This is a genomic window from Arthrobacter sp. RIT-PI-e, from assembly GCF_001187915.1.
Lineage (GTDB): Bacteria > Actinomycetota > Actinomycetes > Actinomycetales > Micrococcaceae > Arthrobacter_D.
Genome location: NZ_LGIU01000053.1, coordinates 1 through 12,663 on the forward strand (window position 1 = coordinate 1; position 12,663 = coordinate 12,663).

Here is a 12,663-nt window from a genome sequence, read left to right on the forward strand (position 1 = left end):
GAGCTGCGGCAGGAGTACGCCGACCGCGGCTAGATGTTCTGTGTCATGACGTTGGCGACGCTGTCGTGCAGGCGTGTGGCTGGGGGTTGGTTCCCGATCGGAGAATGTGCTCGCTGGTAGTTGTAGGGGGTGTTCCAGGTGGGTATCGCGGTGGTGCGTCGGGCTTCGGCGGTTAACTCGGGGGCGTATCGGATCTCTTCGGCGGGGGTGGGGGTGGTGTTCATGGGGATCCTTCGGCGTGGGCCGGCAGGACCGGCGTGGACGTGGTGGAGGGTGTTCCCACCGGTGGTGAGGACCGGTGCGACACGTGGTTCTAGGGTGCGTTCCTGCCCGTGATGGCCTGCACCACGGTGCGCTGGTGGAGCAGACCCGTGACGGTGCCCTGCTTGCTGACGACGGCGTACTCGCTGCCTTCCAGCCGCGCGAGGAACTGCACCAGTTCCTGCCCCTCGGCGTGCTCCGGGACGTAGGCGCCGGCGGCGAGCCTGCGTGCCGTCGCCCTGACCGGGGTGGACGGCGTGGCGTCCTCGGGGACGGCCAGCAGCGCGCCCTCGTCCACCACCGCCTCCGGTCGACCCGTGCTGCCGGTGAGGACGATCGCGGCACCGGGATGCTCGCGGAGGAGCCTGCGGGCAGTCTGCACCGTGGTGTCGGCCGGGAGTCCCACGGCGGGCTGCTGCAGGCGTCCGGCGCTGATGGCGGGCAGCCGCAGGCGCATGCGGGCGTTCTCGATCGCCGCCGTCGCCCCCATCCACAGGAACGCGCCCATGACCACGGCGAGGACGATCAGGACGACGTCCGGTCCGCGGCCCTGCACCAGCGGGACCCCGACCACCCCGCCGAGGAGGAGGATCACGATGATCCTGCCCGCCCAGCCGGCGGCCACGGTTCCCCTGTCCTGGCTGCCCGTGGCCCGCCAGACCAGGCTCTCCACGAGCCGTCCGCCGTCCAGCGGCAGACCGGGCAGCGCGTTGAACACCGCGAGCAGGAGATTGGCCCAGACCATGACGAAGACGAGGGTGGAGGAGATGCTGCCCGGGGTGAGGAGCTGGAGGAGCAACCAGCCGAGGCCTGCGATGCCGAAGTTCGCGGCGGGTCCCGCGAGCGCCACCAGGAGGGAGCGTCCGGGTGAGGAGTTGAAGCTCGCGAACTGGGTGGGCCCGCCCCAGAGGGTCAGCACGATCCGGGGGAGGGGCCAGCCGAAGGCGCGGGCCGTGAGCGCGTGCGCGAGCTCGTGGACGAGCACGGACACCGCGAGGAGCAGCGCGTACCCGAGGGCCACGGCGTAGGACGCCGCGCCGATCCGGGGGAACGACTCCCGGATGGTCGGCCCGAAGAGGACGACGATGAGTCCGGTGATGGCGAACCACGACCAGGCCAGGACCACCGGGACGCCCCCGATGCTGCCCAGGGAGATGCCGGGTCGGACGGCGTTCCGCCCGGCCCGTGGCTCACTCATCCGGGCGACCGTCCGCGGTGCTGTCGGAGGCAGTTGCACCGGGGGCCCCGTGCGGGGGCGGGAGCAGGTCGGCGAGATCCGCGGGGGTGCGTCCTGCCAGGGTGTCCCAGTCCGTCCGGGCCGGGTCCGGCGGCAGCGCGACGAAGTGGGGCACGGCGAGGGTGACGAGGCCCGCGGCGAGGGCGGAGGTGACACCGGGGAGCGAGTCCTCGATGGCCACCACCGTGCGCTTGGTGAGGTCCGGGTGGTCGGCGGCCAGCAGGTCGAAGCCCAGCTGGTAGGCCTCGGGATCCGGTTTCCCCGCGTTCACGCGGTCCCCGGTCACGAGGTGGGTGAAGGTCCCGGGCGGGAGCTGTGCTGCCACCTCGGCGGCCAGGAGCTGCTCCGACATGGTGACCATGACGCAGGGGATACCCTGCTCCTGCAGTGCGGCGAGGAGCTCGCGGGCTCCCGGCCGCCACGGCACGGATACGCGGACGGCCTCGGCGACCTGCCCGATGAGGTGGTCGATGATGCCGCGGACGGTCATGCCCACCCCGGCCCGCTGCAGCTGACCGGCCGAGTACTCGAGCGCCTGGCCCACGAGGGTGGAGGCCTGCTCGCTGGTCCAGGTCCCCCCGAAGGACTCCACGAGGTCCTTCTCGGCGCGGATCCAGTAGGGCTCGGTGTCCACGATCGTCCCGTCCATGTCCCATAGCACGCCCTGCAGCGTCCTGGATGGCGTTCCCGGGGCCGTGCCGTCGGGTCGGGGTGCGCTGACGGGAGGCGCCGGGGTGCTGCCGACGAGCTGGTTGACCATGCGCCCAAGTCTACGGTGACCCCTTGACACGGCCGGACGTCAGCTCTCCGCGTAGCGCCCGCGCCTCGCCTGACATGGCTGCACGGCGGGGTCTAGGGTGAACTTCGTGGACAGCTTCGAAGTGAACCCGCCGAGCGGCGTACAGGACCTCTTCCAGGACGCCGACGCCCCCGAGCGTCGGATCACCATCATGCTCGCGGCCTTCGAGGGCTGGAACGACGCCGGGGAAGCCGCCAGTGATGCGCTCAAGTACCTCGGCCGGTTCTTCGGCAGCGAGCGGATCTCCACCATCGACGCCGACGAGTTCTACGACTTCCAGTTCACCCGGCCCATGATCAAGCGCACCTCGTCCGGTCAACGTCGTATCAAGTGGCCGAACACGCGCATCAGCAAGGCGGTGGTCCCGGACGCCAACCTGGACCTGATCCTGGTCAACGGGGTGGAACCGTCCTACAAGTGGCGCGCCTACACGGCGGAGCTGGTGGCCCTCGCCAAGGAACTCGAGGTGGACTGCATCCTCCTGGTCGGTGCCCTGCTCGCCGACGTGCCGCACACCCGCCCCATCCCGGTGACGGTGACCTCCGACGACCCCCTGGTCCGGGAGAGCCTCGAGGTGGATCCCTCCACCTACGAGGGACCGATCGGGATCGTCGGGGTGCTGGCCGAGATGGGCCTGCTGGCGGACATCCCCACCATGTCCCTCTGGGCCGCCGTACCGCACTACGTGGGGCAGTCGCCGTCACCCAAGGCGCAGCTGGCGGTGCTGAACAAGCTCGAGGAGCTGCTTCAGATCAGCGTGGAGACCCACGTGCTCACCGAGGAGTCGGAGGCGTGGGAGCGGGGCGTGGACGAACTCGCCACCGAGGACCCCGAGGTCGCCGCGTACGTGCGGCAGCTGGAGGAGGCGAAGGACACCGTGGATCTGCCCGAGGCCAGTGGGGAGTCGATCGCCCGGGAGTTCGAGCGGTATCTGAAGAAGCGCCGCCGCGAGCAGTAGGTCCTTCCCGTATCGCCCGGGAAGGAGTCCCCGGCGTCGGCCGCTCCTTCGTCGGGTCCCTCTCGCTCCCTCCGCCGGAGGGGTTGGTCAGAGCCGGATGCCCAGCAGGGCGTCGAGGACGACGGCGAGACCCCGCCCGTCGCCGTCGTCCTCGCGCTCCTGCACGGAGGCGGCCAGCGTGTCCACCGCGGCGAGCGCCGAGGGTGCGTCGAGATCGTCCGCGAGGTGTTCCCGGATCCGCTCCCGGACGTCGTCCACCTCCGCGGCCGTCGCCCGGACCGCTGCGGCGCGCCACGTCGCGAACCGATCCTGGGCCTGCGTCAGCACCTCGTCCGTCCACGACCAGTCGGAGCGGTAGTGGTGGGCGAGGATCGCCAGGCGGACGGCGGCCGGGTCCACGCCCGCGCGGCGGAGCTTTGAGACGAGCACCAGGTTGCCCCGTGACTTGCTCATCTTCTCCCCCTCGTAACCCACCATTCCGGCGTGGGCGTAGTGCTGGGCCAGGGGGGTGCCGCTCGCGGCCCAGGCGTGGGAGGCGCTCATCTCGTGGTGCGGGAACACGAGGTCGGAGCCGCCGCCCTGCACGGTGAAGGGCGCCGGCAGGAAACGCCGGGAGATGACGGCGCACTCGATGTGCCACCCGGGACGCCCCTCGCCGAGCGCTCCTCCCTGCCAGGTGGGCTCCCCGGGGCGGGCGGCACGCCACAGCAGCGGATCGAGCGCGTTCTGCTTGTGGGGTCGGGCGGGGTCGCCGCCGCGTTCCGCGGAGAGCTTCAGCATGGTCTCCGCATCCAGGTGCGAGACCTGGCCGAGGAACCAGCGTGCCGGATCATCGGTGCGGGCACCGGCCACCGTGTCCAGCGAGAAGTAGACGTCGCCGTCGGGCTCGCCCCCCTCTCCCGGCACGGTGTAGGCGAGCCCCCGCTGCAGCAGGTCCTCGACCACCGGGACGATCCACCCGACGGCCTCGACGGCGCCGATGAAGTGGTCGGGTGCGAGGACGTTCAGGGCTTCCATGTCCTCGCGGAAGAGGGCGATCTGGTCGGCCGCCAGGTCCTGCCAGTCGACGCCGGTGGCGGTGGCGCGCTCCAGCAGCGGATCATCGACGTCCGTGACGTTCTGCACGTAGGAGACCGCGGCGCCGGAGTCCCGCCAGGTGCGGTTCAGCAGGTCGAAGGTCACGTACGTGGAGGCGTGCCCCAGGTGGGTGGCGTCGTACGGGGTGATGCCGCAGACGTAGAGGCTGCGCTCCTTCCCGGCCGCGAGCTCCGTCACGGATCCGAGGGCGGTGTCGAACAACCGGACCCCAGCTGAGGTTCCGACGAGTTCGGGGACGGGGGCCGAGTTCCACGCAATCACTCGCCCTACTCTACGTCCCGGCGTCAGGCGCTGATGACGCCGAACCCGAGCAGCAGGTACAGGCCCACACCCAGCAGGATCCTGTACCAGACGAACAGGCCGTAGCCGCGCGTGGTCACGAAGCGCAGGAACCAGCCGATGATCGCGAACCCGACGAGGAACGCCACGAGCGTCGCCAGTGCGGTCTCGGGGAGGGTGAACGGCCCCTGCTCGTCGTAGCTCTTGACGAGCTGGAACACCCCGCTGCCGAAGACCGCTGGGATGGCCAGGAGGAAGGAGTACCGGGCCGCCGCCTCACGCGTGTACCCCATGAGGAGGCCCGCGGTGATGGTACCGCCGGACCGTGAGACGCCGGGGACCAGCGCGAGCGCCTGTGCGAGACCGAAGAGGATGCCGTGCCGGTAGGTGAGCTCGGGGAGTTCACGGCTCTGGCGCCCCACGTACTCGGCGATCGCCAGGATGAGACCGAAGACGATCAGCATGGTGGCCACGATCCACATGCTGCGGAAGGTGCTCTCGATCTGGTCCTGGAACAACAGGCCCAGCACCACGATCGGCACGCTACCCAGGATCACCAGCCACCCCATCCGCACGTCCGGATCGTTCCGCGGCACCTTGCCCGCGAGCGACCCGAACCAGGCCTTGACGATGCGCACGATGTCACGCCAGAAGAAGACGACGACGGCGGTCTCGGTACCGAGCTGGGTGATCGCCGTGAACGCTGCCCCGGGATCCTGGGCGTTGGGGAGGAACTCCCCCACGATGCGCAGATGGGCGCTGGAGGAGACGGGGAGGAACTCGGTGATGCCCTGGACCAGTCCCAGGAACGCTGCTTCTATCCAATTCACGCTTCTGACCCTAAGCCATGCGGCCGGGGGCAGGACCGAGGCCGGGCGGTGCGCGATGTCGGCGTCGGGCCGAGGCCCCGCACCGTGGTCCACCCGGCGGCGTACGGATCAGGCCTCCGCAGCGGGTGGAGCGAGGATCAGGTGCGGAGGTCCGATGCGGGCCTGTCGGATACGGCGTCGTCGGACCCGTCATCCGCGTCGTCGTCGTCATCATCGTCGTCGTCGTCGTCGTCGTCGTACATCTCCAGCGGGGTGACCTCACCGTAGGAGTCGTAGAGCGCCTCCTCGTAGGCCTCGAACGCGTCCGCGATGCCCAGGTACGCCGTCTCCACCGCGGGATCGTCCTCGTGGCGCCGTGATGCCGATGCCGCAAGGTGCTCTTCGAGCGCCGCGACGAGGGACTGGAGCGCAACGCGCGGATCTAAGCTCATGGAGTAGACGTTAGCGGTAATGTGAGCCGAATTGGAGGGACATGCGAGAACATTTTCTGAACGCGACCGCCGCCCGGGAGCGGGACTACGGGCGCCAGTACGAGTACCTGGTGCTCACCGTGCATGCCGGCGAACCGCTGCCCGCGGCGCGGAAACTCCTCACCGACCACGCCGAGTACGGCAAGTGGGAGCTGGAACGGAGTTGCATCTACATCGGCGGGAGCCGCAGGTACTGGTTGCGCCGGAAGGTGCTGCGGGTGGAGCGCACCGCGTAGTCCCGCGGCCCGGCACCGGCGGCGTCGTCAGCTCCCGGGCGGGCCGAGCAAAGCGGTGGCGACCGTGGCGCGGGCCGACTCCTCGGTGGAGGGATGGAACTGGCCGGCCAGCGCGTCGCGGTGGAGACGCGTGATTTCCGCAGAGGCGCGGAACGCTGACCCTCCCCCCACGTGCAGGGCGGCCGACGTCGCCGCGACGGCACACTCGACGGCGTGGGTCTTCAGCGTCACGAGCCGCGGGAACCACGCGGACCCGGCGTCGGCGCGGGAGTCGAGATCGAGGACGACGCCCCGCAGTTCGGCGTCCGCCGCCGTCCGCTGCATCGCCACCGTCGCGAGCCGGTCCCTGAGCACCGGGTCCTGCGACAGCGGACGGTCCGCCTGGTGCGACCTCCGCTGCGAGAGGGCCTGCACGGCGAGGTCGAGCGACCGGTCCGCGATCCCCAGGTACACCGAGGCGACGAGGGTCTCGAACGCGGCGAAGATCCCGAACACCAGGAGGTCCCGGTTCGGTCCCACCGGCAGGGTCCGGAACACCGCGTCGGCCTCCACCCGGACCCCGTCGAGGCGGGTGGTGTGGGACTGCGTGGCCCGCATCCCCAGGGGATCCCAGTCCTCCACGATCTCGACGCCGGGCGTGCCGCGGGGCACGAAGGCGTGCAGGATCGTGTCGGGTCCGCCGTCCCGGCCCTTGAGCTTCCCGAAGATCCCGAGACGCGTCCACACCGGGGAGAGACTCGTGAACACCTTGGTCCCGGTGTAGCCGTAGCCGCCGTCGGGCAGTAGATCGACCCGCGTGCGGGAGTCGAACAGCACGGCATCGTTGCCCGGCTCCGAGATCCCGAAGGCGAACACCTCACCGCGCGCGGCCTCGTCCTGGACGAACCGGAGCGAGGTGTCGCCGCGGTCCGCCAGGAGTCCCGCCACCGCCGTCCACACCAGGTGCATGTTCACACCGAGGGCCGTGGCGGGCGCGGCGCTCGCCAGGAGCCGCTGCGCCTTCGACGCCTGCCGCATCCCGCCGTCGTCCCCCGGTGCCACGTCGACGAGCTGGGTCAGGTACCCGCGCTCCACGAGGTCCGCGAAGTCCTCGGCGAAGAAGGTGTTGGCGGCGTCGTACCCCGCGGCCCGGGCCCGGAACCGCTCGAGGAGTTCCGGCGGTAGGAGCGGCCCGCCCGCGGCGTCCGGCGTCGTCATCCCGTGCCCCCGGTCAGTACGTGGTGAGCAGGCGGGAGAGCACCTTGGCGCCGAAGCGGAGCGACTCGGTGGGGACGCGCTCGTCCACACCGTGGAACATGCCCGTGAAGTCCAGCTCGTCCGGCAGCTGCAGGGGCGCGAACCCGTACCCGGTGATGCCGAGACGGCTCAGCGACTTGTTGTCGGTGCCACCGGAGAGGGTGTACGGCAGGACCTTGGCGCCCGGGTCCTCGGAGTGCAGGGCGTCGATCATGGAGTCCACGAGGTTCCCGGAGAAGGGGACCTCGAGGGAGGTGTCCTTGTGCTCGTAGCTGACCTCCACGTGCTCGCCGGCGAGCTCGCGGATGATCTCGAGGACCTGGTCCTGCTGGCCCGGGAGGGTCCGCACGTCGATCAGCGCCTCGGCCGTCCCCGGGATCACGTTGTGCTTGTAGCCGCCCTTGAGCAGCGTGGGGTTCGCGGTGTTCTGCAGGGTCGCCCCGACGAAGCGCGCCACGGTGCCGAGTTCCTCGAGGATGATGTCCGGGTTCTCGGGGTCGAACTCGACGCCGGTGAGCTCGGTGACGCCGTCGAGGAACTGCCGCGTGGTGGGTGTGAGCTCGATCGGCCAGGTGTACTCACCCACCCGAGTGACGGCGCGGGCCAGGGCGGTGACGGCGTTGTCCGTGTTGATCTGCGAGCCGTGACCGGCACGGCCGTGGGCCACGAGCCGGAGCCAGGAGATGCCCTTCTCCGCCGTCTGCAGCAGGTAGGTGCGCTGGCCGCCGATGGTCGCGGAGAACCCGCCCACCTCCGAGATGGCCTCGGTGGCACCCTCGAAGACCTCGGGCTTGTTGTCCACCAGCCAGGACGCGCCGTAGGAGCCACCGGCCTCCTCGTCGGCGAAGAACCCGAAGATGAGGTCGCGCTTCGGCTTCACGCCGTCGCGCTGCATGGAGCGCAGCACCGACAGGATCATGGCGTCCATGTCCTTCATGTCCACGGCGCCGCGACCCCAGATGAGGCCGTCCTTCTCCTCGCCGCCGAAGGGATCGACCGTCCAGTCCTCCTTCTGGGCGGGGACGACGTCGAGGTGTCCGTGCACCACGAGGGCGGGGAGGGAGGAGTCGGAGCCCTCCATGCGGGTGAGCACCGAGGTGCGTCCGGGTGCGGACTCGAAGAGCTGCGTGGTCAGGCCCACCTCCTCGATGAGGCCTGCGGTGTACTCGGCGGCGAGCCGCTCCCCCGGGCCGACGTTGTCGCCGAAGTTCGAGGTGTCGATCCGGATGAGTTCCTGGCAGATCCTGACGACTTCATCCTCGGGTGGGATGCCCATGTGGTCCTCCTCGGTAGTGGTTCCTGCTGCCAGCCTACCGAGAGGAGCACCGGTGGGGAGATCCGGGCCCGGGAGAACGAGAAGGCCCCCGGCCAGATAACTCTGACCGGGGGCCTCACCGTGCGCGGAGGGGGACTTGAACCCCCACCCTCAATAAGAGGACTAGCACCTCAAGCTAGCGCGTCTGCCATTCCGCCACCCGCGCGGGTGGTGTTTTCGCGGCCGTGACCGGCGAAAGCAACGAGAAATACTCTAACACGGCTTCGGACCAGTTCTGACATCGGTCCGCTCGCGTCCGGTCCCCGCGGGCTGCCTCCACCCGGCGTGAGCCGGGGAACGGGCTTCCCCGGAGCTACGTCCCGTCCGCCAGCCGGGTGGTGATGGCCTCGAGTGCCACCGCGACCTCGTGGAACGACGTCGAGAGCGGCGAGAGTCCCAGCCGGATGCCGTTCGGGTTGCGGTAGTCCGGGATGATTCCCTCCTGCCAGAGCCCGGGGACCATGCCGGCGAAGGCCGGGTGGTCGATGGTGATGTGGCCGCCGCGGTGTTCCGGGGAGCGCGGGGAGGTGAGGTTGACGCCGGAGGGGGCGAGCAGGTGATCGGTCGCCTCCACGGCGAAGGCGGTCAGGAGCTCGGACTTCTCTCGGACCGCAGCCATGCCCACCTCCTCGAGCAGGGCGAGCATGTCCCGGATCGCGAGCATCCCCACGATCGGCGGTGTCCCGGAGACCAGCCTGCGGATGCCGTCCGCCGGACGGTACTCGGAGCCCATGGCGAACGGGTCGGCGCTGCCCAACCATCCGGGGATCGGCTGGTCGAGCGTGGGCAGGTGCCGCCGGGCCGCGTAGGCCCAGGCGGGGGCTCCCGGCCCACCGTTGAGGTACTTGTAGCTGCAGCCCGCGGCGAAGTCCACACCCCAGGCGTCGAGCTCGGCGGGGACGGACCCCACGGAGTGGCTGAGATCCCACAGGATGAGGGCACCGGCGTCGTGCACCAGTGCGGTGATGGCCGGGACGTCGGCCACGAACCCCGAGCGGTAGGCCACGTGGCTGAGCAGCACCAGGGCGGTGTTCTCCCCCACCACGCCGGCGACGTCCGCGGGGGTGGCGCCGGCGTCGTACGCCACGTCCACCCAGCGGACGGTGAGACCGCGCTCGCGGGCGATGCCCTCCACGACGAAGCGGTCCGTGGGGAAGTTGTCGCGGTCGATCACGATCTCCGTGCGCTCCGGGCGGGCCGCGACCGCCGCGCGCGCCAGTTTGTACAGCAGCACGGTGGTGGAGTCCGCCACCACGCACTGCCCCGGGGCGGCGCCGAGGGCCACGCGGCCCAGCCGGTCGCCGAGCTGCTCGGGCAGGGACAGCCACCCCTCGTCCCAGCCGCGGATGAGCCGCCCGCCCCACTGGTCGGTGACGAACGCGGTGAGGTTGTCCAGGGTGGCGCGCAGCGGGCGCCCCAGCGAGTTGCCGTCCAGGTAGGAGCGGACCGCGGGGTCCTCGGCGCCAAGGAAGTGCCCGCGGTACGGAGCCAGGGGGTCAGCGGCGTCGAGGGCGGCCGCGCGGTCGAAGAGGCTGAAGCCGGTCATGGGCCCAGTCTCCCAGGTCCGCACGGTTCGTGATGGCCACGGTCCGTGATGGTCAGGAGCCGTGGAGGTCAGGAGCTGATGCCGACCGCCGTACTCACCCAGCCGGTGAAGTGCGGCCGGTTCCGTTTGCTCGACCAGCCCGTCACCCCGACCCGCTCCCCGTCCCCGTACGGGACACGGGAGAACGACGTCGTCACCGTGCCCGGCAGCAGGACAGGGGCCGCGAAGTCGATGCGCCAGGACAGGGCACCGGCCGGCGCGGGCACCGCCTGGTCCACCATGCGCGCCGCCAGGTACATGCCGTGGGCGATCGTCCCCTTCATGCCGAGCACCTTCGCCGTGGGCCCGCTGAGGTGGATCGGGTTCCAGTCCCCGGAGACCGCCGCGTAGCGGCACCCGGTGCCGGCGTCGAGCCTCCAGCGCCCGGTGGGCACCGGCGCCGTGAACTCGGCGCGCGGCTCGGCCCGTGCGCTTCCCCCGCTGTCGGCGCGCCCCAGCCGGACGCCGCGGGCCAGGTACACGGACCTGCCGGTCCACAGGCGCTCGCCGGAGACGCTCACCTCCGTGACCACGTCCACCTGCGTGCCGGCGGCGTGGGGCCGCAGGTCCTCCGCGTGGGCGGCGACGTCGAGCTCCTCGGACGCACCGAGCTGGCGCTCCTGGTGCACCTCGTTGCTGAGGTGCACCATCCCGAGCAGGGGCAGCGGGAAGTCGGCGCGGGCGAGCACGCTCATGGCCACCGGGAACGCCAGGGTGTGCACGTAGGCGGAGGGGAGCTGATCGCGCACCGCGGCACCGAGCAGGTGCTGGAAGCGGGTCAGGGCGCCGGGATCCGCCCGCACGCCCGTCACGAGGTGACATGCGTCCGGCAGCGTGGTGGGCCCTGCGGTGCGCCCGAGCTTCCGCCGGACGGCGAGGCCGACGGCGTCCCGGTACAGCTCCGGCAGCCTCGGGATCTCCGGCAGGGTGGTGGCCTCCCCGCTCATGCGCCCACCAGGTTCTGCCCGCACACCCGGACCACCTGGCCGTTGATCCCGGCGGCGTCGTCGGAGGCGAGGAACGCGATGGTCTCGGCCACGTCCACGGGGAGCCCACCCTGCTGCAGGCTGCTCAGGCGCCGTGCCACCTGCCGCCGCAGCGGCGGGATCCTGCCCGTCATCTCCGTCTCGATGAAGCCGGGCGCCACGGCGTTGATGGTGCGGGTCCCGGCGTCGAACGCCGCCGCCTGCGCCCGCACCATGCCGATCACCCCGGCCTTGGAGGCCGCGTAGTTGGTCTGCCCCCGGTTCCCGGCGATCCCGCTGGTCGAGGCGAGACTCACGATCCGACCGGTGTCCGAGAACACGGAGGAGGCCAGGAGGTCCTCGTTCATGCGCAGCTGCGAGGCGATGTTCACCGCGATCACGGAGTCCCAGCGTGCCGCGTCCATGTTGGCGAGGAGCTTGTCCCGGGTGATGCCCGCGTTGTGCACCACGGCGTCCAGCACCCCGTGGCGCTGCCCCACGTGCTCGAGGATGCGTGCGGCGGCGTCGGGCGCGGTGATGTCCAGCTGCAGGGCAGTGCCGCCCACCCGGTTGGCCACCGCGGCGAGCTGCTCACCGGCGGCCGGGACGTCCACGGCCACCACCCGGGCGCCGTCGCGTGCCAGTACCTCGGCGATCTTCGCGCCGATCCCGCGGGCCGCACCGGTGACCACGGCGGTCCTTCCGGCGAGGGGCTGCCCGGAGAGGTCGTCGCCGTCGGTGGTCGCGAGCTTCGCGGCCGGCACGTCCGTCACCTCCACGAACTGCCCGTCCACGTATGCGCTCCTGCCCGAGAGGAGGAAGCGCAGGGTCCCGAGGGTGGTGGGATCCGTGGTGGACGCCGTCCCGCGCAGGATGATGCCGTTGGCGGTGGCCCCGCCCCGGAGTTCGTGGGCCACGGAGCGCAGCGCGCCGTCGACCCCCTGCCGTGCCGCTGCCGCGGCGGGATCCGCGGTGTCGGCGGAGGAGCGGAGGATCCCCACCACGCGGCCCCCCGGGGCCAGCAGCCGCACGGCCTGGCCGAGTTCGAGCATGGGTGCCGCGAGGTCGGCGGGCGCGGACACGGTGTCCAGCACGAGGACGGCGGCGCTCAGCTTCTCGCCCGGCAGCACGTGGCGGCGTACCTCCACGTCCCATCCGAGCAGCACCTCGGCGAGCGCATCCGCTCCGGCTCCCGAGCCCGCCACGAGGACCGGATGGGTGGCGATCGGCTCTCCGGGGGCGTAACGGCGGAGCACGGAGGGGCGCGGCAGGCCGAGGCGCTTGGCGATCCTGCCGGGCAGGGGCGTGTTGACGAGGTCCAGGTAGGCGTCGGTCATCGGGTGCGCCCCACGAGGATCGCGACGACGCCCCGGCCGCCGGCGGCGCATCAGGGG

General features: G+C 71.3%; 13 protein-coding genes and 1 tRNA gene. 2 read left to right on the forward strand and 12 right to left on the reverse strand.

Annotation, left to right across the window (positions count from 1 at the left end):
- Positions 1 to 29: 29 nt before the first annotated feature.
- From AC792_RS07315 to AC792_RS07325, 3 genes are all read right to left on the reverse strand, one after another.
- Positions 30 to 224: a hypothetical protein gene (locus AC792_RS07315; protein WP_049829906.1), complete on the reverse strand. Its 195-nt coding sequence runs from the start codon at positions 222 to 224 to the stop codon at positions 30 to 32.
- Positions 225 to 313: 89 nt separating this feature from the next.
- Complete coding sequence (locus AC792_RS07320; RefSeq protein ID WP_049829907.1) at positions 314 to 1,459, reverse strand: site-2 protease family protein; 1,146 nt, start codon at positions 1,457 to 1,459, stop codon at positions 314 to 316.
- The gene (locus AC792_RS07325) at positions 1,452 to 2,258 is read right to left on the reverse strand and encodes an HAD family hydrolase (protein WP_082177555.1); all 807 of its coding nucleotides are present in this window, start codon (positions 2,256 to 2,258) and stop codon (positions 1,452 to 1,454) included. The genes AC792_RS07320 and AC792_RS07325 overlap by 8 nt, the downstream gene beginning before the upstream one ends.
- 97 nt (positions 2,259 to 2,355) lie before the next feature.
- Between AC792_RS07325 and AC792_RS07330 the strand changes: the two genes are divergently transcribed.
- Positions 2,356 to 3,255 carry a PAC2 family protein gene (locus AC792_RS07330; protein WP_442853606.1) on the forward strand — a complete coding sequence of 300 codons (900 nt, stop codon included), beginning with the start codon at positions 2,356 to 2,358 and terminating at the stop codon, positions 3,253 to 3,255.
- Positions 3,256 to 3,342: 87 nt separating this feature from the next.
- Here AC792_RS07330 and mshC read toward each other — a convergent pair whose 3' ends face one another.
- The 3 genes from mshC to AC792_RS07345 all read right to left on the reverse strand — a co-directional run bounded on the left by mshC (position 3,343) and on the right by AC792_RS07345 (position 5,893).
- On the reverse strand, positions 3,343 to 4,614 hold the full coding sequence (gene mshC, locus AC792_RS07335) for a cysteine--1-D-myo-inosityl 2-amino-2-deoxy-alpha-D-glucopyranoside ligase (RefSeq protein ID WP_049829909.1): 1,272 nt from the start codon (positions 4,612 to 4,614) through the stop codon (positions 3,343 to 3,345).
- A gap of 23 nt (positions 4,615 to 4,637) precedes the next feature.
- Complete coding sequence (locus tag AC792_RS07340; RefSeq protein ID WP_049829910.1) at positions 4,638 to 5,462, reverse strand: undecaprenyl-diphosphate phosphatase; 825 nt, start codon at positions 5,460 to 5,462, stop codon at positions 4,638 to 4,640.
- Between the two features lie 137 nt (positions 5,463 to 5,599).
- Complete coding sequence (locus tag AC792_RS07345) at positions 5,600 to 5,893, reverse strand: hypothetical protein (RefSeq protein ID WP_049829911.1); 294 nt, start codon at positions 5,891 to 5,893, stop codon at positions 5,600 to 5,602.
- Positions 5,894 to 5,934: 41 nt separating this feature from the next.
- Between AC792_RS07345 and AC792_RS07350 the strand changes: the two genes are divergently transcribed.
- Positions 5,935 to 6,168 (forward strand): DUF5703 family protein, encoded by a 234-nt coding sequence (locus AC792_RS07350; RefSeq protein ID WP_049829912.1) that lies wholly within the window; start codon positions 5,935 to 5,937, stop codon positions 6,166 to 6,168.
- 27 nt (positions 6,169 to 6,195) lie between these two features.
- On the opposite strand, the gene AC792_RS07355 is transcribed toward AC792_RS07350, so the two are convergent.
- The 6 genes from AC792_RS07355 to AC792_RS07380 all read right to left on the reverse strand — a co-directional run.
- A complete protein-coding gene (locus AC792_RS07355) occupies positions 6,196 to 7,365 on the reverse strand; it encodes an acyl-CoA dehydrogenase family protein (protein WP_049829913.1) in 1,170 nt (389 codons plus the stop codon).
- Positions 7,366 to 7,378: 13 nt separating this feature from the next.
- Positions 7,379 to 8,680 (reverse strand): M20/M25/M40 family metallo-hydrolase, encoded by a 1,302-nt coding sequence (locus tag AC792_RS07360; RefSeq protein ID WP_049829914.1) that lies wholly within the window; start codon positions 8,678 to 8,680, stop codon positions 7,379 to 7,381.
- 121 nt (positions 8,681 to 8,801) lie between these two features.
- Positions 8,802 to 8,885, reverse strand: a tRNA-Leu gene (locus tag AC792_RS07365).
- A 147-nt stretch (positions 8,886 to 9,032) separates the two neighbouring features.
- Positions 9,033 to 10,265 (reverse strand): kynureninase, encoded by a 1,233-nt coding sequence (locus tag AC792_RS07370; protein WP_049829915.1) that lies wholly within the window; start codon positions 10,263 to 10,265, stop codon positions 9,033 to 9,035.
- A 68-nt stretch (positions 10,266 to 10,333) separates the two neighbouring features.
- Positions 10,334 to 11,251: a MaoC/PaaZ C-terminal domain-containing protein gene (locus tag AC792_RS07375; RefSeq protein ID WP_049829916.1), complete on the reverse strand. Its 918-nt coding sequence runs from the start codon at positions 11,249 to 11,251 to the stop codon at positions 10,334 to 10,336.
- Positions 11,248 to 12,663: 3-oxoacyl-ACP reductase (locus tag AC792_RS07380; protein WP_442853607.1), on the reverse strand; the 1,416-nt coding region annotated here is incomplete at its 5' end. The genes AC792_RS07375 and AC792_RS07380, both read right to left, overlap by 4 nt.

What these genes read in the sequence shown, in the direction of transcription:
- AC792_RS07315 (WP_049829906.1), bottom strand. Translation starts at nt 224, where the DNA reads ATGAACACCACCCCCACCCCCGCCGAAGAGATCCGATACGCCCCCGAG.
- AC792_RS07320 (WP_049829907.1), bottom strand. Translation starts at nt 1,459, where the DNA reads ATGAGTGAGCCACGGGCCGGGCGGAACGCCGTCCGACCCGGCATCTCC.
- AC792_RS07325 (WP_082177555.1), bottom strand. Translation starts at nt 2,258, where the DNA reads ATGGTCAACCAGCTCGTCGGCAGCACCCCGGCGCCTCCCGTCAGCGCA.
- AC792_RS07345 (WP_049829911.1), bottom strand. Translation starts at nt 5,893, where the DNA reads ATGAGCTTAGATCCGCGCGTTGCGCTCCAGTCCCTCGTCGCGGCGCTC.
- AC792_RS07350 (WP_049829912.1), top strand. Translation starts at nt 5,935, where the DNA reads ATGCGAGAACATTTTCTGAACGCGACCGCCGCCCGGGAGCGGGACTAC.
- AC792_RS07355 (WP_049829913.1), bottom strand. Translation starts at nt 7,365, where the DNA reads ATGACGACGCCGGACGCCGCGGGCGGGCCGCTCCTACCGCCGGAACTC.
- AC792_RS07360 (WP_049829914.1), bottom strand. Translation starts at nt 8,680, where the DNA reads ATGGGCATCCCACCCGAGGATGAAGTCGTCAGGATCTGCCAGGAACTC.
- AC792_RS07370 (WP_049829915.1), bottom strand. Translation starts at nt 10,265, where the DNA reads ATGACCGGCTTCAGCCTCTTCGACCGCGCGGCCGCCCTCGACGCCGCT.
- AC792_RS07375 (WP_049829916.1), bottom strand. Translation starts at nt 11,251, where the DNA reads ATGAGCGGGGAGGCCACCACCCTGCCGGAGATCCCGAGGCTGCCGGAG.